The following is a 26,788-nucleotide window of genomic DNA, read 5'->3' as shown; positions in this document are numbered from 1 at the left end:
ACAATGTATATGTTTACATAGATATGACACTAGCGAGACCGCAATGTCACATCAATTCATTATAATCAGGTCATATCAAAACAAAAAAATCAATAAAAACAAGACAAAGAACCATTTTTTAACAATTTTGTTGACACAAACATTAGCAAGCTGCTAACAAAATGTAAACGTTTACATAATGAGGTTGATGTGAGCACAATTCTTGATGTCGCCAGATTGGCGCAAGTTTCCACCGCCACGGTGTCCAGAGTGATCAATTCACCTGAGACAGTGCGTGAAACGACCCGGAAGAAAGTCCTCCGGGCCATGAAGATGTGCAATTACAAATACAACGCCCTTGCCCGTGGTTTTGTGACCAAAAAATCCAACACCATCGGACTGATCATACCAAACATCAACAACCCCGTCTTCGCAGAATCCACCCTCGGCGTACAAGAATACGCCAACAGCAAAAACATCAAAGTCATCCTCGGTAACACTTCCTACGACGCAGATCAGGAAAAAAGCGTCATCAAGGCCCTGCGCGAAAGTCAGGTGGACGGACTTATCATCACCTCCACCGACCCCAAAGGAAAACTGATCAAAACTCTTACTGAAGAAGACGTCCCTATCGTGCTATTGTTCAGCACAGTGAAGCCCGGCCCGATCTCTGCGGTTGGGGTCGACAACTACCGGGGCGGCTACGAAGCCACTGAGCATCTTGTTTCGCTGGGACATCGCAGAATCGGTATGGTTGCGGGTAGTTTCGCTGTCACCGACAGATCCTACCATCGCTGGCACGGATACCGCCAGTGCCTGAAAGACAACGGCATCCCTTATGACAGCAAATTGCTGATTCAGACCGAATACTCCCTTGAAGGCGGTCGGGATTCCATTAGAGAACTCCTGCATCTGGAAAACCCGCCCAGCGCGGTTTTCTGCTCCAACGACTACATCGCCCTCGGCGCAATTAAAGGCGCACGGGAAGAAGGGCTTTCCCTGCCCGAAGATCTTTCCATAGTCGGTTTTGATGACATGCCCACAGCCTCGTACATGGTCCCGGCCCTGACCACCATCAACCAGCCGGCCTACGAGATGGGCAGAACCGCCTGTGAAATTCTGCTGCAGATCATGGAGGACCGCACTCTGGTCATGCAGCATATGATGGAGACCAAACTGGTTGTCCGCGAATCCACCGCAGCTGTGAATACTGCTAGGGACGAGAAGGACAGACAGTAACAAAACAGGATTGCCGCAGTTGTTGCCGCAATTCTGGTAAGTAAGGAACCTTTAGGAGGAATGTAAAAATGAGCTTCAAGAAGACCCTTTCCGTGCTTTGTGCCGGAGCTGTTCTGGTCCTGTCCATGTCCGGCCTGTGTATGGCGGACGACTACAAACTGACCCTGAAACTGAGCCACGTTTTCAGCCCGGCTGAGCAGCTTTCCAAATCCATGGACGCTGTTGCCGAGTCCATTCACAAGAAAACCGACGGTGCAATCAACATCCAGACCTTCCCGCAGGCACAGCTGCCCGCATACAAGGAAGGCGTTGAACAGGTTGTACGCGGCGCACGCTTCATCTCTGTTGAAGACCCCTCTTTCATCGGCGACTATGTTCCCGATTTCAAAGCACTCTACGCTCCCATGCTTTACCGCAGCTTTGACGAATACGTTCAGCTGACCCAGTCCGACCTCGTTAAAAAAATGCAGGCCGAAGCTGAAAAGAAAGGCATTAAAATTCTCGCTCTGGACTTCATCTACGGTTTCCGTAACCTGATCACCCAGAAAGTGATCAAGACTCCTGCTGATCTCAGCGGCATGAAAATCCGTACCCCCGGTTCCAAATCCTACATCGACACCCTCACCGCCATGGGCGCGGTTGCAACCCCCCTGCCCTGGGGTGAAACCCTCTCCGCAGTCCAGCAGGGTGTTGTTGACGGCCTCGAAGGCTCCGAGTTCACCAACATCGGCACCAAAGTATACGAAGGCCCCACCAAGAACGTAGCCAACACCCGTCACATCCTCGGTACCTGCGGTGTATACATCTCCACCAAGGTCTGGAACGACATTCCGGCCAAATACCAGAAGATCATTCAGGACGAATTCTCCAGTGGTGCAACCCACATGGTCAACCTGCTCAAGTCCCAGCACGGCGGCGTGGTTAAGGAACTCGAATCCTACGGCGTAAAGTTCAACGAAGTTGACGGCGACGCTTTCCGCGCAGCCCTCAAGCCTCTCTACAAAGAACAGAAAGGTATGACCCCCGGTGTATACCAGACCATCTTCAAAGAACTCGACGCAATGAGAAAATAAAAACCTTGCGGTGCATGGAAGGAAAGCCTTCCATGCACCGTTTCTGGTGGGAACAATGTCTGAAGCATCAAGATTTCTATTCAAAAATTTCGACCTTCTGGTCAGCGGTTTTTTCCTGTGCATTACCGTTGTCGTGGTCATCGTCAATGTCGGGCTGCGCTATCTCTTTCAGGGCGGTCTCTTCTGGGCTGAAGAAGTAGCCACCACGGCCTTCATCTGGTCCGTATTCGTCGGCTCCGCAGCAGCTTACCGCTACAAAATGCATATCGGCATCGACATGATCAGCAAGATCGGCCCCAAACTGTGGCGCAACTTCATTGCCGTGATCATCGACCTGCTCATGTTCACCATCAACGGCTACATCGTCTACCTCAGCGTGCTATACATTCAGGCCAACGAGCTGAAGCGCACTCCGGTGCTCGATGTTCCGGCCCTGTATGTGAACCTTGCCCTGACAGTGGGTTTCTCGCTCATGGCGATCTACGCTCTGGCCTTTTTGTATGGCGACCTGCGCAAACTTTTCGGCCGTCAGGTAGAAGGAGAATAGACATGCTTACATTTCCCGTAACCATTGTAATGGCCCTGTACTTCACCAGTATCCCCATTGCCTTTGCCCTGCTTGCCGCAGGTCTCGCATATTTCACTTTCGGTGATGTAGGGACACCGCCGGATCTGATCCTGCAGAAGTTCATCACCTCCACCGCTTCATTTCCGCTGCTGGCCATTCCCTTTTTCATCATGGCCGGCGAAATCATGAACTTCTCAGGAATCAGTTCCAGTCTTATGAAAATGGCCGAGGTGCTCACCGGGCATCTGCGCGGCGGACTGGCACAGGTCAACGTGCTGCTCTCCACCCTCATGGGCGGAATCTCCGGCTCCGCCAACGCGGACGCGGCCATGCAGTCCAAGATTATCGTCCCGCAGATGACCAAGCGCGGCTACAGTGCATCTTTCTCCACCGCCATCACTGCCGCATCTTCTGCTATCGCTCCGGTTATCCCGCCGGGCATCAACCTGATCATCTACGCCCTCATCGCACAGGTCTCGGTGGCCAAGATGTTCATCGGCGGCTACACACCGGGCATCCTCATGTGCTTCGGTCTCATGCTTACCGTGCATTTCATCGCCAAGAAAAGGGACTACAAACCCTCCCGCGAAAAAATGGCTTCCGGCAAAGAAATCCTCAAACAGGCCCGTGAATCCATATGGGGCCTGCTGCTGCCGCTGGGCATCATCGCCGGTATCCGTTTCGGTGTTTTCACCCCCACTGAAGCCGGAGCCATGGCCGTACTTTTCTGCATCATCATCGGGGTATTTTTCTACAAAAAGCTGCGCTGGGAACATTTTCCCATCATCATGAAAAACACCATTCTGGGCACCAGCTCGGTAATGCTGATCATCATCGCGGCTTCGGTCTTCGGGCAGTACATGAGCTGGGAACGCATCCCCCACCAGCTGACCGGTGCGATTCTGGCTATCTCCGATTCCCCGTGGATCATTCTGGTGGTCATCAACATCCTGCTCCTTGTCCTCGGTATGTTCCTTGAAGGCGGCGCACTGCTGATCATCGTTGCCCCGCTTCTGGTACCGCTGATGAAGACCATGGGCGTCGACCTGATCCATTTCGGTCTGATCATGATCGTAAACATCATGATCGGGGGCATCACCCCGCCGTTCGGATCGATGATGTTCACCACCTGCGCCATTACCGGGTCCACGGTGGGTGAATTCTGCCGGGAAATCTGGCCCTTTATACTCGCCCTGCTCATCGTTCTGGTCATCGTGACCTACATGCCGGCCGTAGTAATGTTTCTGCCCAATATTCTTTAGTGGAGTTATTTAAATGATGCTCATCGGACATCGGGGCTGCAAGTACCCCGGTTACAACCAGAATACCATCCGCTCTTTTGAGAAAGTAACTTCCGAAGGTGTGCCCGCTATCGAATTCGATGTTCAGCTCAGTGCAGACAAAGAACTGGTCATTGTCCACAACCTTGACCTTGAAGAGGTTTCCACCGGAACGGGAGAAGTTTCCAGCACGGACTGCGCCACCCTGAAATCTCTTTTCGCCGGGGACCCGAAGCAGGGCGAGGACCGTATTCCTTTTCTTGCGGAAGTCTTTGATTTCTTTGCTTCCTGCGCAGCAGACAAACGCCCTGCAATCCATATGGAACTGAAAGGGAACAACACCGGAAAACAGGCCGGGGAACTCTTCAACGAATATGTTGCAGCGGGAAAACTTGCCATGTCCGATATGCTGGCAAGTTCGTTTAACTGGCAAGAACTGGAAGCGTTGAGGGAAGTCTGCCCGGACGCAAAAATCGCGTTACTTGATGGAGCCATCCGCCGCAATCTTCTGCTGGAAAAAACAGGTCCGCAGGGCGAGCAGTATTTTGCGGAGCTGTTTGCTTACGGCAACGAAGATTACATGCTGCCCCGCTTCCCTGTGCTGAAAGACAATCTGGAACTGCTGGAGAAACTCTGCCCGGAACCGCAGATTCGTGAAAAGCTGGCGCAGGAGATCAAGGACTGTCTGGGCGGTGGGTACTATACCGACGAGCTGCTGGACAATGCCTGCTCCATGAACGCTGCTTCCGTAAATCTCTGGTACCGCACCGTCTCTCCCGCTTTCATCAAGAAAGCCCACGCAAGGGAACTCGCAGTATTCGTCTATACCGCCAATCTTCCCGAAGAATGGAAAAACCTTGCCGATATGGGGGTAGACGGTATTTTCACCGATTTTTACGCGAGCGCGTCCCGCACACTGGCTGATTATAATTTTTAACCGGACATGGGGTTCAGGCACGGGGCTTCCGGCTTCTGCCGGACCCCGGAACCAAGCCATGCCATGACCAGAATTTCTTCTATTTTCTTCGATAAACTCGACTATCAGCTTTTGCAGATTGTCGATGATGTCCTCAAACGAGGTCCCAAATCCCGCGCCTTCCGCTCTCTTTTTGTCGAATACATGCATCCGCACGGGATCAAGGAAATGGCGGCCCCGCAGGGGCTGCGCATTGCCTACGCCGTAATCAGCCTGCTGGGCAGCTTTGAAAACGGCATGGCCCACGACCGTCTGAAAGCCCTGCGCTCCCTGCGCGATGAGGTTTTCCTTTCATCTTCCGGGTACTACCGCAAAAACACCGCCCGGGTACTCCTGCAAATCATGAAAAAGCTGGTCCGTCCGGGTAACAGTGAACTGAGCAGGCTCAAGCTGGCCCATGATTTCCGCATGGTTTCAGCAGGCAATCCGCGCAAAATCAGAAAAGAGCTGGCCAAATACCATCTGGTTGAAATGCCTGAAGAATGGAACCAGTACGCCTTTGACCATCACGTGCATGATGCCAATACCAAAGGAAGAAAATCACCCACGCACCTGATCATGGATGCATGGATCAAAGGCATCCGCAAGCTCAAAGTAGTTTACTACAACTACGTGCGTCCCGAAGTCATCGAAGAACTGCTTGAAGCGGGAAGCATACTGGATATAAAAGTCCGGGTGAGCATCGAACTTTCCGCCCGTTTCCGGGACAAGTTCGTGCGCTTCACCTGGGAACCCAACGTACTTTCTGACAGCTCCAGCTACCAGAAGTTCCTTGCAAAAGAGCGGGTGATTGAGCTTTTTGAGGAAGGCCGGGAGGTCTCGCGCTACCAGCAGAAATATGTCTTTGACGTACTTGCAGAATTCAACGGCAACCATCGTAAGGCACTGAACAAGCAGCTGGATGTGCATATCCCTCTTTTGGATCAGGAAGAATTTCTGGATTTTGTCGGTACCGGGCAGCCGTCAATCCTGCATCTTGGACGGTTCATCAACAACAAAATTTCAACTCTCATTGAGGAGCGTTCCGGCGAAGAGTCAGAACAGGAAGATCTGACAAACGAACAAAAAAAACAGCTTCGGGGGCTGACCGCACGGACTGTCATTGCCGAATATCTGCTCCCGGAAAAGAATCCGCAGTTGCCGAACCCGGACGAGCCGCATAAGGATACAAAGCTGCCGGAACTGCTGCGCTGCAATATCAATGAATTGATGACCCGTTTGCTGCGCATCCATTCCAGCTCGAAATTCACCCTGAACCTCGCCAACCTCACAGCACAGGACACTCTGGAACTGCTCTACGAGGGCGGGGGCATGGTCACCCATATCGAGGCATACAACCTAAAAGACGCTTGCAGAGAGATCACTGGAGACAGGCGAATCGGCGAGGAGCAGAACACACAGCTGACCGGGCAGGAAAAACATTACCGGTTGATCGGCAGATTGCAGAAGGCCCTCAACGAAGACAGTGTGATCACCCTCAAAAGCGCAATCCGCGAAATAATTTATGATTTTGAAGACCGGCTTGAACAGCTGAAAAGAGAGCAGGAACCGGCTGACTCCATAAGAGAAATGCAGGCCCGCAAGCCGGAACTGGTGGCAATTCTTTCAGACCTTGAAAAATTTCATACTATTTACCGCAAACGCAGCCTGAAATCCCGCATCGGCTCCGGGTCCACCGGACAGGCGGAGCACAGGCACGGCATGGGCTTTGTGGTTCTGGATACCCTTCCTCCGCGGGCGCGCAAGCCGTTTTACCGGAAAAATTGCGGGGAAGGCAGTACCCGTATCCCGGTCAGCGCACTGATGACCAAAAGCATCAACAGCAAGGTGGGACGTTCCGGAAGAGTGCTCTCCCGTGCTTCCGCAAACAATGACAAACGCTGGATAAAATGGAGCCTTGATTCCTTCAGGATTCACGCAGGCAAACCGGGCAATGTCGGCACTCTCGGGGGACTTAACATCCAAACCGAGAACAGCCTTGAGGGTGAAAAACACACAGACAGGCTGGACAAGCCGTGGACCTACCTGAACACCAATATTAAAAACACCGCCAAGGTTCTGATCGGTTTCATTCCGGCATTCCTGACCTTCTACCTGACCAAGGACTGGTGGCTGCTTTCATACTTCGGGGCGGTAATCTGGTTTGCAATCACCGGATCACGCAATATCATCCAGTCGGTGCTCGGCGGCGGAGGATTGCGGCGTTCTCCCCTTCTGCCATGGAACTCACTGGTCAGCTGGAGCCGTATTTCCGACTCTCTGCTCTATACCGGATTCTCAGTGCCCCTGCTGGATTATCTGGTCAAGACCCTGCTGCTGGACAACACTTTCGGGATAACCACCGCCACCGACCCCATCATGCTTTACTCGGTCATGGGGCTGGCAAACGGAATATACCTGTCCAGCCACAACGCCATTCGCGGACTGCCCAAGGGAGCAACTGTAGGTAACTTCTTCAGGTCCATCCTCGCCATTCCTGTGGCCGTGGCTTTGAGCGGACTTATCGGAGCGATGCTGGGTATGGCCGGAATCCCGGATGTAAGCGGCATTCTGCAAAAATGGGCAGCCATTATCTCCAAATTCGCGTCGGACGGTGTTGCCGCTTTTATCGAAGGTATTGCCGATCGCCAGACCAACATCAAAGCGCGAATGAGCGGCTATAAAATGAAAATCGCGCAGCTGTTTTCAGTCTTCTCCAAGCTGGACCTGCTCTTCCCGGAAGAAGATGTCCTGGAAATGCTCCAGAGCCCGAAAATAATGATGCGCACCTTGAATAAAGAGACACAGGATCTTGAAAAGCTGATTATCGTAAACGCGCTTGATCTCATGTATTTCTGGCTCTACCAGCCGCGCTCGCGAAAGGCACTGGCCATCATTATTCAGGATATGTCACGGGAAGAATGGTTAATCTTCTACCGCTCTCAGCTTATCCTGAAACGGCATAAGGAAATCAGTCAGGTCTTTGTGGACGGTCTGGTAGGCAAGCACTTCTCCAAAGCACTGGCCTTCTATCTGGACCAATCCCCGCAATACCTTGCGGACATGGAAAAGCTCGGAAAGAAGCAACTGTCTTAACTGCCGGACAATGAAAAGGGGCTGTCCCGGCACAAGAAGATGAAACAATGGCTTGATTTTACCCGCCCCTCTGCGCAATATTTCCTGCACAGGAATTAAAGAGACATGAACCGCATTGGAGCCCATAATGAGTAACGAATTAAGCAACAGCGCAAGCCGGGTGCAGGAATTTCTTTCAAAATCCGGCAAAGATTTTGATGTCCGGGAGTTCTCCAGCTCCACCAGAACAGCGGCGGACGCGGCAGAAAGTGTCGGCTGCGAAGTGGGACAGATAGCGAAATCTCTCATATTTCAGGACAAAAAAACCGACGAACTGGTGCTGGTAATCGCGTCCGGCAGCAACCGGGTGGACACCAAAAAAATCAGCAAAACTGTCGGCTTCAAACTGAAACAGGCCAAGGCTGATCTGGTAAAAGAAAAAACCGGATTCGCCATCGGCGGAATCCCGCCCGTAGCTCACAGCGAACCTCTGCAGACAATCCTTGATGAAGACCTGCAGCAATACGCTGAGATCTGGGCCGCAGCGGGTACCCCCCATTCCGTATTCCAGCTCACGCCCACTTCCCTTGAAGAACTCACCTCAGGCGAATGGCTCGACCTGCGTCAGGAATAAATACCGATGAATAAAAAATGGGGAGCAAAAGAAAAACAGGCATGGCTGGACCGTGCTGTATTTGAAAAAAATTACAAAAAAGAAGTTCTGGACCGGATTTTCGAACTGCCCGACTTTTTGCAGATAAAAAAATACGGTGAGCTGAGCTATGCTCCGCAACGCTACCCGCTTTATGCTGTAGTTCCGGCGAAATGGACTCAAGGAATCCCCACAGCACTTATCACAGCCGGGGTGCACGGCTATGAAACCGGAGGGATATACGCGGCACTCAAGTTTCTGGAAAGCGGAATTCAGGATTACTCTGAAAAATTCAATGTGGTCGTCGTTCCCTGTGTAAGTCCGTGGGGTTTTGAGACCAACAACCGCTGGAATCCCTACACGGTTGACCCCAACAGGTCATTCGGCGCAAACGGGAAATCCGAAGAGGCTGCGTTACTCAAGCAATTCGTCTCCACCATTGCGGGTGAGATACCCATCCACATTGACCTCCACGAAACCACCGACCGCGACAAGACCGTATTCCGTCCGGCACTGGCCGCGCGAGACGGTGTTGAGCCTGCAATTGAAGATATTCCGCAGGGATTCTACCTTGTGGGGGATGAAGAGAGACCTGAGCTTGAATTCCAGAAAGCGGTGGTAAGCTCAGTGGAAAAGGTGACTCCCATCGCACCGCCGGATGAGTACGGCAATATTCTCGGCAAACCGGCTGTAGCCCATGGCGTGATCTGCTACCCCATGCGCGAGCTCGGTCTGAGCGGGATAATCACCGAAGCCCCTTTTCACACCACCACCGAGATATACCCCGACGGGGCGTGGATGACTCCGGAATCAAGCATCGAAGGACAAATTGCGGCAATCCGGGGCGGACTTGATTTTGTACTGAAGCCAAAGTAGTCATGACGGCTCCCATGACCGAATCAATTTCTCAACACTTACCCGAACTGGCGGCCCGGCTAAATTCCCCCATTACCATTGGCGGAAAGAGCATCCCCAACCGTCTATGGCTGGCCCCCATGGCCGGGTTGACCCACAGTGCTTTCCGGCAGGCTCTGGCCCATTACGGTTCCTGCGGCCTGATGTTTACGGAAATGTGCAGCGCCAAGGCTGTGCCCACAGAAAAACCCGGCGTATCCCCGGTTTTTAACTGGCATACGTGGGAGCTGCCCAATCTGGTCTGTCAGCTGGTAGGTGCCACAGCGGAAGAAATGGTCATTGCCGCAAAACGCGTGGAAGACGAAGGATTCTTCGCCGTGGATATCAACATGGGCTGCTCGGCACGGGGAATGATTAAACGCGAAGCCGGGGCTGCCCTGCTCAGAACACCGGACAAAGCGGCGGAAATAGTGGAAGCTGTGCGCGAAGCTGTGTCCATTCCTGTGTTTGTCAAATTCCGCACCGGCTGGTCCAAAGAGATTGAACCGGCAATGGCAATGGCCAAGAGACTTGAATCAGCAGGGGCCGATTGTCTGGTCTTCCACCCGCGTGTGGCCCCGGACAAACGGACCCGCCCGCCCATCATCGACCACATCCGGTCTATCAAGGAAGCAGTCTCTATTCCCGTCTTCGGAAACGGCAACGTAACCACCCCGCAGCATTGCCTGGATATGCTGGACAGAACAGGCTGCGATGGAGTGTCCATCGGACGCATGGCTATGGCCCGCCCATGGCTCTTTGCCCAGTGGACATCCGGTTTCACCCCGGACGACAATATTTTTCAGGACTACGTACTGCGGCTGGCAGATGCTTTGGAACAGGATTTTGATCCCATCCGGGGAATCAAAAGATTCCGGCTGTTCATGGCCTATTTCGCGGCCAATTTCCGATACGGGCACAGCCTGCAGGCCACCTTTTCCACAGCAAAGAGCATGGATGATGTTCGGCGCATGGCCAGAGAACACATCAGGCCGGACATGGAATTAACCAAGACTCCCAACATGAATCTGTATAGTCTGTAAAACTTAGAAGCCCCGCAATGCGCTATGCATTGCGGGGCTTTGATTTTACGGGGACATTTCAGCTATGCTCCGGTCAGCACATGTTCCTTGGTAACAAAGCAGGTGAAAGTTGCGCTGAAAACCTTATCCTCATTGCAGAAGACTTCCACTTTGACGATATGTTTACGTCCGTCCTTTTCCTGCTCTTGCGCCTTGGCAATGAGAACGTCACCGACCTTGGACGGCTTTAAAAAGCGGCTCTCAGCTCCGGCCAGCACAACATTTGGATGGTTGACAGCCAGCATAGCCGCGTAATCGGCCATGCCGAAAATAAATCCGCCGTGAACCAGTCCGCTGGCGTCAGCTGCCATATTCGGGCTGCAGGTCAAACGAACTTCACTGCTCCCGGCAACAACTGCAACCGGCTCCCCGCAAAGAGCGCGGTCTATCTGCTCGTGTGTATTAATATCCATAATATTTCTCCATCTTATTTCAGAATCCCAAAGGGGCAGGACACTGCATATAAACGGAAGTCTCAAATAATTCGATGATTAACTTTATCCTTAAAAGATGAAAAGTTGCTTGTTCATGATCCGGACCCTTTGCTGCGCAGGGTATGGATGGTGATTTCCGGCGGACAGTTGAACCGGGCCTGAACACCGGAGCACCCGGCCCCGCGTGAAGTGTATCCGGACATGTTTCCGTAATTCCACCGGCCTGCGGCCATGTACCGGGGGCAGGCGGCATGGGTCATGACCGGGATTCCTCCGGGCAGGCAGATCTGCCCGCCGTGGGTATGCCCGCACAGATAGAAATCAACAGACAGGGCGGAAGCTTCGGCATATAGTTCCGGTGAATGGCTGAGCAGGATTGTCGGTATTCCCAGCGGTCGGGACCGGAAAGCCCGTTCAAGATCATGAGTGCCGTAAAAATGGGGATCATCCACCCCGGCGAGGAACAGCTCCGCGCCGTTGTGCTTGATTATCCCGCCTTCATTGAGCAGCACCCGCACCCCGCTTTCTTCCAGAGCCGGAACCTGCTCCAGAAAATCATGGTTGCCTAAAATTGCGTACACCCCGTGCGCTGCGTTTATCTGGGTGATCAACCGGGACATGCCGATGGCTGATGGTTTGTGACTGTGGAAAGTCAATAAACGATAATCCCCGGTAAGCACGCAGAGATCACAACGCAGAGGGGCGATCATATCAAAAAACTTTTTCCCGCCATCGATAAAGCCGTCGATATGGAGATCAGTCAGCTGCAATATCCTGAATCCGTCAAATTCCCGGGGCAATGCAGGGATGAGGACTTCATTTTCCTCAACCCTGAAATCAAGGCTGTTGCGCCGTCCCCAACCGCGCATCCCGCTCAAACGCAAAACAAGGTCGACAAAATTAACAAAGCTGTCCAAATTTTCCAGATGGACATGCCCGCCTCCTTTGCCGAATGCCTTGCAAAACCCCGTAGCACTAATCTCAGCCTGCATACGCAAACGCCGGGAAACTATTTTTTCGCCCATGCGCCGGGCAAGGGAAGAATATAAATCGTACGGCAGGGGATTGCGGTTCATTGCCCGGCTCCTGTTTTACAATGCTCTGAAACATGCCACATTGGAAGAAATTATGACAAATGGGAAAGAGGGCCGCATTCCACTTTTTTGTGGACACCCAGTTCAATCAGCATACGTTTCTAGTGGACAAATGTGAAGAATTCAAAACATGGCTCTACAAACTCAAGTCGAAGCCCCGCAGCATTTACGTGCTGCGGGGCTTTATTTTTCATGGAGCCAACGGTCGGAATTGAACCGACGGCCATACAAAATTACTTCTTCAGAACAAAATCAGCCTTTTGCGGAGAAACACTGAGTACTTCCAGCCTGAACTTGCCGAATTTGGCAAGAGCGACCTCATCCACAAAAGCTTCCGGGGAACCGACCAGAGTGATATCCAGCTTGGCAACATTGCCGCCGAAACTGCGCTGGCGGAGCTTGGATATGGATTTAAACTTCTTACCCATGATCTTTTTCAGCACGGTCAACTGTTTATAGTTCACATTGCTGACTGTGACGGTCATGGTTTCCTCGGTGGAAGCCATACGTTTGTCCATGCCCTTCATGAGCCTCTTGAAAGCTTTTCCGGCAGCTTCGCCGATGGCCTTGCGCTGTCCGGTAACAGCATTGATGTGCGGATAACTGCCGCTGCCCTGCCCGGTAGCAAGAATACGCCCCGTATCAGCCTGCAATGCCTGCAGGACAACATCCGCCCCGTAAGCCTGCATGCCTCCGGCCTTCATACCGCTGGCAGAGCCGATGGCCCGCCCGGTAATCAATAACCCTGCTCCGTATTGCAGGGCCACGGCCTGCGCCGCCCTCGGGTTGCCGCGCAGCACGCCCTGCACAGCCTGATCATGGGCGGAAGCTTTCTGGACCAGAGTCTGATCCAGCACGTCATAACCGTCTTCCATGAGCTTTACTATAATCTGATTGGAGACAAAGGGAAACGGATTCTGAGCCCCGTTCATCTCCTCAACCACAAGGACCATAACCGTGGGCAGGGACATTTTCTTGGCCTCTTTGGCCTGCTCCGCCAGAAAGCCCTGACTGCCAAGAAATCTTTGTAACTTGTTTTCATCCACATCCACAGCAACAGTCACCCGGAGCACCTTGCCCTCAACCTGCTGTGAAACAACGCGCTTGCCCTTCACAAAAGACAACTTTCCTTTGAGCAGGAGCGGTTTTTTACGTCCATAGGCTAGACGTCCTTTGGAGCCTGCCGGAATTTTGGATTCCATGGCCTTGGAGACAGCCTTTTTATATGCAGATTTGGTGGCCAGATTAAGGGCCGAAGCCTGGTCTCCTTCGATAATTACCCCCATACCGTTTCCATTGTAGGTTCCTGCTTGAACGCAATGGGGAAACAAAGCGATTACAAAGAATATGAAAATGAACGGACTGTACGACTTTCGCATATGAATCCTTATGTATTACTGAGCTTTTTTTATGCTCATGGGTTTCCTTTTTTTTATACTCACGGGCTTGAAATTACTTTTGTAAACTTCATACACCTGTCGCTTCACTGCGGGTTTTGTCGAGGGAACCGCAGGCAACAAACCCATCTTCCCACCTCGTCCTGGATCGTAAGTGACGGTCATGACTGCGGTTTTACCTGTCAGTAGGTTATATGACTGCTGAGGGTTACCTTCCACAACATTCATTACCTTGATGGCCGCTGTGTTCGGGGACTGTGTCCCTACATTCAAAGCCTTGATCAGCACCTGATTAGGACCCTGACGCAACATGAGCTGTACGGCTGTTTTTGAATTGCCGATGGTCGCGCTTCCCTGCACGGTCTGGCCGTTCAGAGAGATGGAAATTTTATCCCCATCCTCACTGCCATGATCCCAAATATACATGGTGGTAGGGCTGACTGAGACCGTTACCGGGGCCATTTTCTGGGCACCCGCCGGGGTTGGCAACTGCATGTTTTTGTATGGATCATAACCCGGTTTCATCCAATCCGGAGTCGGCGGCGGCAGATAAGGCGAGGGAGTGTCAACATCATTATAACCTCCGGGACCACCGCCCTGCTGATCCAGCAAAGCGTTAATCATCGCTTCTTCCCGCTGCTCTTCTGCCTCGGCCAGTGCCTGTTCGTGCTCCATCTGCATATCATGCATTTTCTGCTCAAACTCAGCCTCACTCATGGCCCCGCCCTTGACCTGCTCCTTCCATTCCGCAAGCTGCTGCGCTGCCTCGGCCTTGAGCTGCTGAGTCTTCTGGTCAGCCATTTGCTCTTGCTGAATGCGGGAATCCTCGGCCCGTTTCAAAGCCTCATCCCACTTGCCCTGCTCTGCAAGGTTGGCCTGATCAAGGGCCTGTTGCTTGGCAAGTTCACTCTGGGCATCATTGGCCCGCTCATTCTGAAGATATTCGGAGAGATCAAAGCCGCCGTCCTGCGGAGCCGAGCCCACATTCATGGCAGAACCCTGCTGACCTTGCTGGAAGGTATCTTCGGCTGCGGCAAAACCCTGAGCCAGTCCCTGAGTCTGCGAAGGATCAAACCCCTGTTCTTTATCCTTTAGCTCAAGAGCCTGAAATGTTGACCCCTCTTCACCAAAATCATCAAGAGCGGCTTCAAGCGAACCGTCATCAATTTCCAGCCCGCCAAAAGAAGGTTCACCCTCTTTATCCTGCTGTTCTTCAGGTTGAGGCGGAGGGGCGGAGAGCAAGGACTCAAGCTGGGAAATACGTGTTTTGATACGTGAAATATCTGTTTCAATCTTACTCAGGGCAGCCTTGATGGAATCCGTGTTGGTGGACGCAGCAACAGGAGCTGCGCTACCTATCAGAACCGCACACAGGAGCAGGTATAAGAGTCTTTTCATCGTGCATCCCCCAAAGCCCCGAATTCAGCTTCAAGACGGTAAAAAGCATCTTCAAGGTTCCTGAAACCGAGCCTGCGGACCTCGGCCTCAACCTGTCTGGGATCAGAAGAGGAATCTCCGGTCTGCTTTTTCATTAACTGGACAACCTGCATAAACTTCGGATCCAGCTTGTGCAAATTCTTGACCCCCTGCAAACGGTAACTTTCCCGAACGGCAAGCAGCATGGATGCCCCCTTGCTGGCCTGAGCCAAGGCTTCGCTGCGGTTACCCCGGTTTAATTCCTCATTGGGCTTGAAGAAATACATCTCACCCATCTGACCGGGGTTATTGAGCAGAACCTTATTATCACCACCCGGATTCTGCTGCTTCCATTTCCGCAACTCATCAGGATCAAGCATTTTCTTGACCTGTTCCGCCCGCGGGGTGACCTTAACCCGCTGCCCTTTTTTATCGAGCTTGTAGGAACGGTAATCGTCACAGGCTTCAGGATCATAACCGTCCATGGCCTTCTGCCCATGCCTCTCAAAGTTACTGTCATAAAAACGCTGTTTCTCAGCGGCACTCATCACTTTCCAGTTGGAAGGCTTGGGCACCTCGCTGAGCTCGGAAAAAGAACGGGAAATCACCTTGCGGTAAAGTTCCTTGGGAACTTCCATCTGTTCCCCGGTCTTCTTATTTCTAGCGACGAAATTGATATCATTGTCCGTGTTGATGGCACTGTTCTTCGCCCCCGGAGTACGCTTGGAAACCGCGACAATCTCCATATCCTTGAAGCCCGGCTGTTTCTGAATAAATTTGCGGGTCTGGCGGTACATGGGATTGTAAATCTCTTCATGCAGGGTTTTATTGAAAGCATCCTGCAGCCTTTTGGCGTCCGGCCCTTTCAGCCCTTTAAGGTCACGCATCTGGCGTGTATCACGCTGCATATCAAGAACTGTTTGTTTGTCAGCTCTGGGGTTCGTACCGCCGGAAATGGAATTACGTAATGCACGTATATGCGGCAGGTCGTTAGCATCACGCCCGCTGGTCTCAACGCGGTCCTGTGATTTTTGGTTGAGCTTCCGAGTAGCGCGGGCCGCAACCTCCTTGTCTGCCATGGCACGCTTGCCTTTCTGCTGCTGTGCGTTTTTCTGAAGACGCTCAACAAAACCCTTGCTGCGCTTATCCACCGCCGGGGTCCAAGCCGTATCAAAAGAAGCCTTAGCCTTATTGGAAGCAGTCCGGTAGGCTTTTTCAGCACCGATGGCCTTCTTCTTGGCCATGCCGCCGAGCATCATCATTTCACTGACTGTCTTGCGGTCCATGCCTGTCTTCTGGACGATGACCTCGGTCATGACCTGCGACTGGGCATTGGATAAAATACCGTTAACCCCGCTGGCAGGGTTGAAAGCACTTCCTGCGGCTTTTAGCTTTTGTCCGGTGGTGGCTCCTTTGCCGGCACCTCCTGTGGCAAGATACATGACCGCGTCCGTGCCCACCTGCTGCACCAGCGAGGCACTCATCTCATTGACCTTACGGTCAACCTGATACTCGCGGTTGGTCTTGATCAACCCTTTATACAAGGAAGCCTTCTGCGGATTGCGCTGGGCCTGCTCTTCGTAAATGGCATTGGCCGCTTCGTAATTACCTTTGGCAACCTGATTTTCTGCCTTCAGGTGTGCGCTCTGGTCCAAATAAGAGGCGACCCGCTTTCCGCTGGTAGCACTGATTTCCTGTCTCTTCTTCCAAAGCTCATCCCGGTTTTTAAGATTTCCGGTGGCAAGCTCGGCGTCAATGGCCGCAATCTTCTTTTTCGCGTTGTCCTTTTCCAGTTGCGCGGCAAGCTCAAGACCGTGATCATTGGTGCGCATGAACCGTTTCATGTCGCCTTTATCTTCAAGACCTGCCTTATAGTCCTCACGCAGATATTCAATCCGGTTCAGTTCCTTTTTTTTATCCGCAAGAAGGCGCATGGCCTTGTCTTTTTCATGGGAAGTCAAAGCGCGGGAGGCCCATGTAGCCGGATTAACACTTAATCGCTGTGTTTCAAGTCCGAGCATCATGTCATGCTCGGTAGTCAGGATCGTTTTGGTATCCTTAATGTCGTTTTTTAAATCCCGCTCAGCCTTGGCAAGGGCAAGGGCGGTTTTATCGCGCGGCGAAGCCGGGGGAGGCCCGGCACTGATCAGATCAAGACTTTTGCCGCCCTGCTGGGAAAAATAGTTTTTATCAAGCTGATCATAAACTTTCTTGGATTCCTTGCTTAAAGGCTTGCCGTAAAGTTCATGCTGAAGGAGTTCTTCCTTGCCCTGCCCGGAAAGATTTTTATAAGCCTGCACAGACCGGATGGAAGCCATGGTATTGTCATTGGCCTGCTCTTTCTGCTGATTCGCCCGTGTGGTACTACTGGTTGCCCCGGCCCCTCCGGTCACATCAGAATACTTATCCACCACCACACCTGCGGCATCACCCATTATGGATGAAACGAGATTGTAGGACTTGTAAAGCACACCGGTCTTAGATCCGTGGGTTTCCTCATTCCATGTCGCTTCGGTCTGAGTAAAAACGCCCTTGGTCTCTTCAATACGGTTACTACCGACCCTGTTCTTTTCGATAAGATCAGCCGTGGCTTTAACAGCTTCATTATTCCGAGACTGGTCGGCAACATCCTGCAAAGCTGCTGCGGCCTGCTCCCCATCTATTTTACCGGAAGCAAAATCCTGCTTTACCTGCTGGGTTTTGGCGTCAAGAGTCTGCTGTCGCTCATCCGCCCCTCTTTTCAGGGCCTCGGTCATGGCTTGCAGCTTTTCTTCATTACGGCCCAAACCCTGCTTGCCGACCTCGTTTTCCATATTGCCTTTAGCAGCAAGAGCTACGGATTTACTGAAATCACCGGTCATGGCGGCATCAAAAGCAGCCTTGGCAGTATCCTGATTACGTTGCTCCTCTTCCACCCCAAGGGACTGTTCCTGACCCTGCACGGTCAGAAGCTGGGCCACAGCTCTTTTTGAAGCATGCTCAAAAACATCATCCGCTGCTTCACGGGCTTCAGGACTGCTGTCCGGCCCTACGGTTCCGGCTTTGACCAGCATTTCCTTCTGGGTTTCTGCAAATTCCTTTTCCAGCCCGGCGGCTATTCCACGCTGTTTTTTCAGCTCATCAAGCTGCTCCTGAGAAGGACTGCCCAGTCCCAGCCATGCGTTGTCCGCTTCGGCAACTTCTTTTTCGAGTTCCTGCAGCCTGCCGTTTGCCTGAACCAGCTGTTGATGGATTTCCCGTTCCCCGTCACGTAATTCATCCAGTTCAACAGACTGTTCTTCGGGCGGCTTATTTTCAAATTCCTTTTTTTTGCGGGTCAGTTCCAACTCATCAATGACCTGCTCTTTGACTTCAAGCTGGCCTTGAAGAACATTGGCCTTGAATTCATTGCCCTCGGCTTTGGCCTGCTCAATTTCATCTTTCAGGCCGCCCACTTCCCCGGAAACTTTGTCTTTGAGAGCTTTCACATCGTCCGGGCTGTTCAACTGATTGGCGAGGTTCAGCCTTTCCTTATCAAGCCCGTCACGGATATCCCAATTCTCCGGGCCACTATATACTTCTTCAAAAGACGCAATATCTTCCAGAACTTCCTTGCGTTCTTTCCCGCCCTCGTCCTCAATCAGTACCTTCTGCTTGTATGCTGCACCGGCCTCAAGTTTCTGCTCCGCCGGAAGCCCGGCAATATCCTGCGGGGCTTTATCCTTAACCAGCTGCTCCGAAACGGGATTCTCAATGGCATTCAATGCACGCAGCAAATCAGCGCGCTCTCCTTCAAGCTGTTGCAGGAGAGCGCGCAGGGAACCAAGTTCACTCTGCACTGCCTGAACATCAACCGCCGCGCCCGCCTGAACAGGTCCGCTCAGACTGACTATACCGAGAAGTAATGTGGCAATGCAGATTTTTTTCATGATCAGCCTCCGTTTTTCACAACCAGCAGACCGATATTGTCGTAGATATAGCGGTTGGCATGCTGCACCCTCGGATCACCGAGATCGGGCGCGGAATAGATAAAACGGATATAGGATTCAACCGCTTCATCGGGCAGCCCCCTTTCCTCGGCCAGCTTGCCCGCTTCATAGTTGGCAATGGCGTGATGACTCAGCTCTTCGCGCAGAGCGAGAAATGCCTCATCAATGGCCTCACCGAGCAGCTCTTTTTTGAACCCCTCTTTGGTGGGCAGGTCATTGGGATCGGTGGGCACATTTTTGCCGGGATCACCGGGGATATAGCGGTCGGTCTGAATATCGGTTTTACGAATGGTATGTACATTTCCGATCTCGGAAGTGGTATAGTCGATGACTCTGAAGCTCATGACCGCCTCACCTTCCATGGTCAGGTCAAAAATCTCGTAACGGTAGTCGGATTCAATCTCTTCCTGCAGTTGCATGGGAGTGTTGGACATCCTGTTCTGTGCGGCGGCAAGATCAGCCTGCGCATCATTCAACTGTCCCTGTGCACCGGCAACTTCCATACTGGAACCCAATGCAATCATAGCCCCGGCCAGACCGCCGCCCATAGGAGCTTGAGCCGCCCCCATCTGGGCATTATTGACCTTGGACTGGGCCATCATGACCGCATTCTGGGCCTGCTGCAGCTCCATCTGAACTTTCTGGTATTCCGGGTTGGGAACCATGCGGGTTCCGCTGATGTATTTACTGGAACCGTAAGAAGGCTTCTCACGTCCGGATTCAACGGCGGTCACCTTGATGATGCTCCCTTTGATCCCGGCCTGCACGCCTTTGATTTTCTTGACCTGCAAGGCAGTGGATTCATCAAGGAATCCCTGCCCCAGCCCCTGTTCGCGCAGGATTTCATCCATGGTGGCCCGTTCAAGAAGACGAACGTTCTTCAAATTTGAATCTTTAAGCCGGGACAAGAGCCTGTCCTTAACGTATCCGGACGCACCGGGCTCGGCACTTTCGTTATCCACATCAAAGGAGACCCGCAGCTCTGTTTCCTGAAACAGCTGTTTCTTGGCTTCCCTGATTTTTTCATCAATATCCCAATACTGGGGCAAACCCTGCTCACGGACCAGCAGCAGATTGGCAAGAACGGTTCCGGCCTTGGATTTATCCCCTTCGTCCATGATGGCCATGGCTTCGGCATAATATTCAGCGGCCAGAGTTTGACGAATTTCGTTAAGCATCTCTTCCACATTGAGATAACCCGGCTTCATACGCGAAATCTGGGTCAGCCCGGCATTGGCCTTGGCAAGACGTCCTTCATTATAAGCACTGATCGACTCATTATAAAGCAGATCTGCCCACTGGGATTCAAGCTTGTGCTTGTATGCGAGCAGCTTCTGGTTATCAGGGACAAAGTTCAATCCGTTCTGAATTTCATCGTAAGCCTTGCGGTAATTTCTCTGCTGCAGGGCCTGACTGGACAAAAGCAGGTGATGCAGGGCCAGATTCTTCTGCTCATAAGTAGGCAGGGGCTGCATCTCCATAGCCTGACCGCTGAAATCATACGCAGACTGATAACTGCCTTTATCAATTGCGGCATCGGCCTGTGAATCATAATAAACTGCGGCCTCATGCTTGAGAGCACTGATACGATCATCAAGATCGGGCAAAGTCTGAGCATAAGGACGCAGGCTTTGCAGCGAGGTCAGTGCCCCCACCCAGTCGTGGTTTTTGCGGCCCATTTCCACAGCTTCGTCAGCCTTGGTGGCTATGCTGGAATGTTTTTTACTGACCTGCCCGTATTTACGGGCATAATCCATATTGTCCGGCTGCAATTCCACAGCCCGACCATACTCAAACAATGCCCCGCCGAGGTTGTTCTGTTTTTCGAGAGCCTGCCCGGAAGCAAAATGATCGGCTGCGGCAAAAACCTTGGCCTTTGCCAGATCAGCCAGAAGCTGACTGTTGCCGGGATCAGCCTGCAGAGCGGATTCAAAATATTCCACAGCCTTATCGTAGGAGCCGGCCTGCATAAAAGCCTGTCCCTGCGTATTTTTCTTGCAGCCGGCAAGGCTGAAAAACAATGCCGGAAGCAGCAGGGTAATGATGAGATACTTACGCATGTTTCAATTCCTCTTTACTGCAACTGGTACTTAGGTGCTTTTTTGACTTTTCTGGGTTTGGGTGCGACCCGCTTTTCCGCAGGAATCTTCTTAGGCGCACTTATGGTCACTTTGACCCTTCCGTCAGGGAAGACTTCCTCGTCTTCAACCTCGATATATTTGGACATATGCATGGGCGAAACCTTGTATTTAGCGGCAAGGTCTTTAATCGCCATCTGCTTTGCATTCTGCGTTGTTGCCTTTTTGCCAGCATCACCGTTCATACCTGGTACAGGATAAGCCATGCTTGTGGCATAAGTGCGGTCTTTTTTAACAATGCCTTTGGGATAAAAGCTGAAGACCTGAATTTTTTCAGAATCCTCATCAGCAACGTAGACCCTGCCTTTGCTCGCAGCTACAGCACTCAGTTTCTTAAAACGCCCGGTACCTTCGCCGGGAGACCCGAAAGCCACGACAAGATTTCCATCCCCATCAAAAATCTGAATACGACTGTTCTTGGAATCAGCCACATAGAGGTAATCTTTTTCATCTGTGGCAATGGAAAGCGGTTCATCAAATTGACCGAGCCCTTCACCGGGACCGCCGATCACCCGCTTGAAATTGCCGTCGGAATCAAAAAGCTGGACCCGATTGTTCTTGAAATCAAGAACATAAACATTGTCCGCGCTGTCGATGGCAAGATCTGTGGGTTTGTCGAAGCTGCCGCCTTCGGGATTCTTGGAATCCTCGGTTTCAAGGCCGAAAGAAGCCAGAAACATGGTGTCCGGGTTAAAAATCTCCACCCGGTGGTTGTCGGTATCGGCCACGTAGATCAACCCTTTTGAGTTAACCGCCACATCCGAAGGATCGTCAAACTGCCCGGTCTTGTCGCCTTTTTTGCCGAATTTGTAGTTGAAACTTCCGTCAGGATTGAGCAGCTGAATACGGTTGTTGCCGGTATCGGCAACGTACACGTTACCTGACTTGCTTACGGCGACGCCCTGCGGCTTGCGGAATTCACCGGGATCATTACCGGAATCTCCCCAGGTCAGGCTGGCGGAACTGCCGCGCAGGTGAATCTGCCCCTCTTTGCTGTTCACGGCATAGAGTTTCTTGTCCGGAGTGACGAACAGCGCGGAAATATCTTCTCCGCTGACAATTTCCTTTTCAAAAACAATCATGGGCGGGGAAACAGTTACCGGAGTCATTTCCTTTTTGCTGCTGCCGCTGATGTTGAAGGACTGGACCCTTTCGTTGCCGGTATCGACCACAAAGACGGTATCATTGTCAGTGCAGGCCAGCCCGGCAGGATCATCAAACTGCCCTCTCCCTTCACCTTCTGAACCGAAGGAGATCAGCAGACGTCCGGTTTTATCAAATTTTTTAACGCTCTGGTCTTCATCTTCTGAAATATAGATATCACCGCGCTTATCCACTGCCAGACCCATGGCATCCTTGCCGAAATCATCGCCATTGGCTGTGCAGGCAATACTTCCGCTCTGCTTGCCCTTGGAATCAAAGATGAGCACCTTGCCTACTTTCGGCACCAGCACATAAACATTGCGGGCCGGATCAAGGACGATGTCCTTAGGTTTTTCCGGAAGCTGTATGGCCCAGAGGAAAATACCCCGGGAGGAGAATACCTGCACCCTTTTGGTGCCTTCTTCGGCTACGTAAACAAATCCGAATTTATCAATGGCCACGGCCACGGGATCATTAAGTTGTCCCGGTTTAGAACCTGCTTCCCCGAAATTTTTTTTGAAGGTTCCATCCTGTTTGAAGACAACGATACGATCATTACCGGTATCAGCCACCACCACATCCCCCTCCGGGCTGATGGCTATGGAGCAGGGACTACGCATCTCCCCGTCATCTTTTCCGGATTCTCCGAACCTGCTTTTGAGATGCCCTTTGGAATCAAAAACAATAATCTGGCCTTCTTTGCCGTCCACAACAAATATTTCACCGTCCCTGTCTATGGCAATATCCACAGGTTCAGGAGTCCCGGTCGGCATGGAGGACTTGAATTTCACATTTTCAAAAGCATGGGCCGGCAATGATGCAATAAGCAGGAATAAAAGAGAAACTACATATCTACACAAATAAGGCATGGAGGACTCCATTAAAGGACAGCTTGTTAAAATCGTTGGTTGTAGCGCTTCCACCTAGAGGTAAGAACAGCGAGAAGCCCCCCCTTTACCCTGAAGGCAGGCTAAGAGACGCTCTTTCATTAATGCCATTCTTATGTTTTTTAATGTTTATTTATAGATCATACAGAGAGCAAAATGTCTAGTATAAGGCAACAAGCTGAACCTCTTTGAAACACGCAACCAGGATAATCACGCATACAAATCTGACCAAACAACCACAATAATGGACGACGCTTAAACCGAAAATTAAAAATATTGGACTGCATCTCATAGGAGAAATCTTTCATTTATAAAGCGGCAGAGAGATGACCGCAACAGTACCGCCCTCAGGCGGTGATAAAAACTCAAGTTTGCCGTTATTCATTTTGACAATGCTTGAAGAAATGGAAAGACCAAGCCCGGTTCCGCCACTGTCACGCTTGGTGGTAAAAAAAGGGTCTTCGATATGGCGCAGGTTTTCCTGCGGGATGCCGTGACCGTTATCTTTTACAATGATCATGGCCCGCGCTTTTTGCTTCTCTCCCTGACTGGTACTGACTGAGACTGATAAATGGCTGTCCTCCGCAGGCATTGCCTCACAACTGTTTACTATGAGATTCATCAACACCTGAATAAGCCGCTGCTGGTTACCTTCCACCACCGGACTCTTTTCCGGCAGCGTAAGTTCAAAATGACGAACAGTTTTTTTGATCTTATGCCGCACAAAGGTCAAAGCTCCGCGTACGACATTATTGAGTTCCACAAACTCGCGGGCATCTTCACTGTCCTGCCTTGAATAATCCTTAAGCTGGGAGACTATGTCCTTAATACGTCCCGCCCCTTCAATCATTTCACCGAGCAGATAAGGAAACTGCTCGCGCAGTTCGGAATATTCCAGCCCTCCAAGAACAAAGTCACCATGTTCATCGCTGTATTCGTCAAGAATCTCCTGCGCATCGTTCCATACATCGCGCAATGTGGGAAGATTCAAAGTCAGGTAGCTGTTGGGGTTGTTGATTTCGTGGGCCACCCCGGCCACCAGAACGCCGAGCGATGCCATTTTCTCAGCCTGCACCATCTGCCGGCGACGGCGGTCATTTTCCTTTCGTGTTGAAATATCGGTGAGCTTGCCTTCCACATAAAGAGTGTGTCCGTCATCGTCCTTTTCGCAGCGGGCATTGAATTCAACCCAGATGGATGTGCCGTCCTTGCGGAACATGCGGGTCTCGAAATCCTTGACCAGTTCCTGATCGCGCAGGATAGCCATGACCGTATCCCGTTCAACCGGATCGCAGTACAGCTGTTTGCTGATATCGGTAATGGATTCCATAAGTTCTTCCGGGCTCTTATACCCCAGAATTCGGGCCATCTCCTGATTGGCCTCTATGAATCTTCCTTTTGCCGTAGAGCGGAAAATACCTTCGAGAGCCTTGTCGAATATCGCCCGGTACTTACGGCCCTCCTCTTCAATTTCGCTCCATTCGGTAATGTCATGGGCTGCCACTGATCCGGCAACGATCACCCCGTTTTCAAAAACCGGAACATAGGTATTTTCATAGAAACGGGTTTCACCTTTGCGGGGTTTATATTCCCTTTTCAGAATATATGACTCACCGCCTAAAACGCGGTCGAAATGATTCCGTGCGGATTCGCGATCCTGATCGCTGGAAAAAATATCCAGAATATTCATTCCGGGACAAATGCTCACGCCCCAACTGTGTTTTATAAATTCAAAATGGGCCTGATTATAGGTGATGTAACGATATTCGGAATCAAAAGAAAACTGCATCAGATTGCGGGGAGCATCGATGAGTGCCCGCAATTGTTTAATTTCTTTGCGCAAACGGTTATTCTGTTCCGCAAGCGCGCTGACTCGCTTATGTAATCTCTTTGTTTCAAAACCCATACTGAATCCGTCAGCTGTCGCTGTTATCCCGCTTCATATTGTTAAGTCTCTTATTCAAAGCCTGTCGTGATATTCCAAGGCTCCGGGCCGCTTCCACCTGATTGTTTTCTGCACGACGCATAGCCTCCAAGGTCAGCTCTTCACTTACTTCCTTGAGGGTCGGAAGCTCCGTGCCGAAGGCCACCTTTTGACTGCCTGCAACGGTCGGGCCTGCTTCCAGACATACCGGTGCACCCTTTCCTATATGGTTCTGCAGCCGCTCGCTGTTCAGGACTGTACCCTCAGTACAACTGACGGCGTCCATAACCATGAATTGAAGTTCCCGAACATTTCCCGGAAAATCATATCCCATGAGCAGACCGCTGAGTTCTCCCGGAACTTCAGGCTTGGCCCGGCCCTCACTTTCGCAAGCCTGACTCAGGAAATAATCGACCAGCAACGGAAGATCTTCCTTGCGGTCACGCAGCGGCGGTATGTGCACATGGTGGGCCTTGAGTCTGTAGTAAAGATCGCTGCGGAATCTGCCGCTTTTGTTCAACTCTTCAGGATCGATATTGGTGGCGGCGATTATGCGGGCATCGGTCTTGCGGGTCAGGTCCGAACCGATAGCCATGTATTCGCGCTCCTGAACCAGACGGAGCAGTTTCAACTGTGAACCATGGGCCAGATCCCCTATTTCATCGAGAAAAAGGGTTCCTCCCCCGGCATTGACAACCAGCCCCGGACGGGCCTTGTCCGCTCCGGTGAAAGCCCCCTTCTTGTGTCCGAAGAGAGTGTCGGCAAAAATATTGTCATCAAGTCCGGCCACGTTGACCGGAACAAACTCGCCGGATCGCCCGCTGGCCCGGTGAATGGCTCCGGCAATAAGCTCCTTGCCCACCCCGGATTCCCCGGTAATGAGCACCGGTTGTGATGATTCGGCAATGGCCTCGATGTATTTAAAGATGGAGCGCATAGCCGAATTCGCAGTAACGATATTCTCAAAAATTTCGGGACGTTCAAGTCGGTCATCAAAGAAACGGGAACGCAGGGTGGTGTTTTCCCGCTTCAGCTCACGAATCTGGATGGCATGCCGGATACCTGAGACCAGAGAGCTTTTATCATAGGTTTTGACAAAGAAATCAAAGGCCCCCAGTTTTACGCATTGGACCGCTGTTTCCACCTGACTCATGCCGGTAATGACCAGAATGGGGATATCGGCATGCTTTGAGGTTACCAGCCGGATCAAATCCTCACCGCTGACATGGGGCATGGCGAGATCTGCGGCAATGACTTCCACCTCGGTGGTTTCAAGGATGGCTTCCACTTCGCGGCTGTCGTTACAGCACAGGATATTGTTTATGCCCGCAGACTTGAGGGCAAGGGAGAAGGATCGGGTCCATGTTTCCTCGTCATCAACAAGGAGTACAGGATTCTTGGGGAATGCGGTTTTACTCATACTGCGACTTCACCAGCTGTCTTCCGGTTAAAAAAGCAAGGAGCGAAATTCAGATTCCGGACAACTTCCGGAAGTTATAAATTTCAGGAATTGTCAGACCAGCCGGAAAACAGAGGAGTTCAAACAAACTGTTTCCCGACCGGTCCAACAAAATATTGCTGTAGTTTTAT

18 protein-coding genes are annotated in these 26,788 nt (G+C 51.7%); 9 read left to right on the top strand and 9 right to left on the bottom strand.

Features of this window, described 5'->3' with window-relative positions:
* The first annotated feature begins 189 nt into the window (after nt 1-189).
* The 9 genes from FMR86_RS05240 (at nt 190) to FMR86_RS05200 (ending at nt 10,758) form a co-directional block, all read left to right on the top strand.
* Nucleotides 190-1,218 (top strand): LacI family DNA-binding transcriptional regulator, encoded by a 1,029-nt coding sequence (locus tag FMR86_RS05240; protein ID WP_163350031.1) that lies wholly within the window; start codon nt 190-192, stop codon nt 1,216-1,218.
* 68 nt (nt 1,219-1,286) lie between these two features.
* Nucleotides 1,287-2,291 carry a C4-dicarboxylate TRAP transporter substrate-binding protein gene (locus FMR86_RS05235; protein ID WP_163350030.1) on the top strand — a complete coding sequence of 335 codons (1,005 nt, stop codon included), beginning with the start codon at nt 1,287-1,289 and terminating at the stop codon, nt 2,289-2,291.
* A gap of 55 nt (nt 2,292-2,346) precedes the next feature.
* Nucleotides 2,347-2,838 carry a TRAP transporter small permease gene (locus FMR86_RS05230; RefSeq protein ID WP_163350029.1) on the top strand — a complete coding sequence of 164 codons (492 nt, stop codon included), beginning with the start codon at nt 2,347-2,349 and terminating at the stop codon, nt 2,836-2,838.
* A 2-nt stretch (nt 2,839-2,840) separates the two neighbouring features.
* Complete coding sequence (locus FMR86_RS05225) at nt 2,841-4,121, top strand: TRAP transporter large permease (RefSeq protein ID WP_163350028.1); 1,281 nt, start codon at nt 2,841-2,843, stop codon at nt 4,119-4,121.
* Between the two features lie 13 nt (nt 4,122-4,134).
* The gene (locus tag FMR86_RS05220) at nt 4,135-5,076 is read left to right on the top strand and encodes a glycerophosphodiester phosphodiesterase (RefSeq protein ID WP_163350027.1); all 942 of its coding nucleotides are present in this window, start codon (nt 4,135-4,137) and stop codon (nt 5,074-5,076) included.
* A gap of 63 nt (nt 5,077-5,139) precedes the next feature.
* Nucleotides 5,140-8,190 carry a hypothetical protein gene (locus FMR86_RS05215; RefSeq protein WP_163350026.1) on the top strand — a complete coding sequence of 1,017 codons (3,051 nt, stop codon included), beginning with the start codon at nt 5,140-5,142 and terminating at the stop codon, nt 8,188-8,190.
* 127 nt (nt 8,191-8,317) lie between these two features.
* Nucleotides 8,318-8,803 carry a YbaK/EbsC family protein gene (locus tag FMR86_RS05210; RefSeq protein ID WP_163350025.1) on the top strand — a complete coding sequence of 162 codons (486 nt, stop codon included), beginning with the start codon at nt 8,318-8,320 and terminating at the stop codon, nt 8,801-8,803.
* 6 nt (nt 8,804-8,809) lie between these two features.
* Complete coding sequence (locus tag FMR86_RS05205) at nt 8,810-9,697, top strand: M14 family metallocarboxypeptidase (RefSeq protein WP_163350024.1); 888 nt, start codon at nt 8,810-8,812, stop codon at nt 9,695-9,697.
* A gap of 14 nt (nt 9,698-9,711) precedes the next feature.
* Entirely contained in the window at nt 9,712-10,758 is a 1,047-nt protein-coding gene (locus FMR86_RS05200; protein WP_163350023.1) for a tRNA-dihydrouridine synthase, read from the top strand.
* Nucleotides 10,759-10,820: 62 nt separating this feature from the next.
* Here the strand turns inward: FMR86_RS05200 and FMR86_RS05195 are convergent, their stop codons facing one another.
* The 9 genes from FMR86_RS05195 to FMR86_RS05155 all read right to left on the bottom strand — a co-directional run bounded on the left by FMR86_RS05195 (nt 10,821) and on the right by FMR86_RS05155 (nt 26,618).
* Nucleotides 10,821-11,210, bottom strand: a complete 390-nt coding sequence (locus FMR86_RS05195) for a PaaI family thioesterase (protein ID WP_163350022.1) — start codon at nt 11,208-11,210, stop codon at nt 10,821-10,823.
* Nucleotides 11,211-11,323: 113 nt separating this feature from the next.
* Nucleotides 11,324-12,307: a metallophosphoesterase gene (locus FMR86_RS05190; RefSeq protein WP_163350021.1), complete on the bottom strand. Its 984-nt coding sequence runs from the start codon at nt 12,305-12,307 to the stop codon at nt 11,324-11,326.
* 251 nt (nt 12,308-12,558) lie between these two features.
* Nucleotides 12,559-13,704 carry a hypothetical protein gene (locus tag FMR86_RS05185; protein WP_163350020.1) on the bottom strand — a complete coding sequence of 382 codons (1,146 nt, stop codon included), beginning with the start codon at nt 13,702-13,704 and terminating at the stop codon, nt 12,559-12,561.
* 15 nt (nt 13,705-13,719) lie between these two features.
* Nucleotides 13,720-15,120, bottom strand: a complete 1,401-nt coding sequence (locus FMR86_RS05180; protein WP_163350019.1) for a hypothetical protein — start codon at nt 15,118-15,120, stop codon at nt 13,720-13,722.
* On the bottom strand, nt 15,117-19,046 hold the full coding sequence (locus FMR86_RS05175; RefSeq protein WP_163350018.1) for a hypothetical protein: 3,930 nt from the start codon (nt 19,044-19,046) through the stop codon (nt 15,117-15,119). The genes FMR86_RS05180 and FMR86_RS05175 overlap by 4 nt, the downstream gene beginning before the upstream one ends.
* 2 nt (nt 19,047-19,048) lie before the next feature.
* The gene (locus FMR86_RS05170) at nt 19,049-21,166 is read right to left on the bottom strand and encodes a tetratricopeptide repeat protein (protein WP_163350017.1); all 2,118 of its coding nucleotides are present in this window, start codon (nt 21,164-21,166) and stop codon (nt 19,049-19,051) included.
* 14 nt (nt 21,167-21,180) lie between these two features.
* On the bottom strand, nt 21,181-23,256 hold the full coding sequence (locus FMR86_RS05165; RefSeq protein ID WP_163350016.1) for an NHL repeat-containing protein: 2,076 nt from the start codon (nt 23,254-23,256) through the stop codon (nt 21,181-21,183).
* A 322-nt stretch (nt 23,257-23,578) separates the two neighbouring features.
* A complete protein-coding gene (locus FMR86_RS05160; protein ID WP_163350015.1) occupies nt 23,579-25,180 on the bottom strand; it encodes a PAS domain-containing sensor histidine kinase in 1,602 nt (533 codons plus the stop codon).
* Between the two features lie 10 nt (nt 25,181-25,190).
* A complete protein-coding gene (locus tag FMR86_RS05155; RefSeq protein ID WP_163350014.1) occupies nt 25,191-26,618 on the bottom strand; it encodes a sigma-54 dependent transcriptional regulator in 1,428 nt (475 codons plus the stop codon).
* Nucleotides 26,619-26,788 lie beyond the last annotated feature (170 nt).

The sequence above is a fragment of the Desulfovibrio sp. JC010 genome (assembly GCF_010470675.1).
Taxonomy (GTDB): Bacteria; Desulfobacterota; Desulfovibrionia; order Desulfovibrionales; family Desulfovibrionaceae; genus Maridesulfovibrio.
The sequence above is the reverse complement of the archived record's forward strand: the minus strand, read 5'-3'. Positions and strand labels throughout refer to the sequence as shown.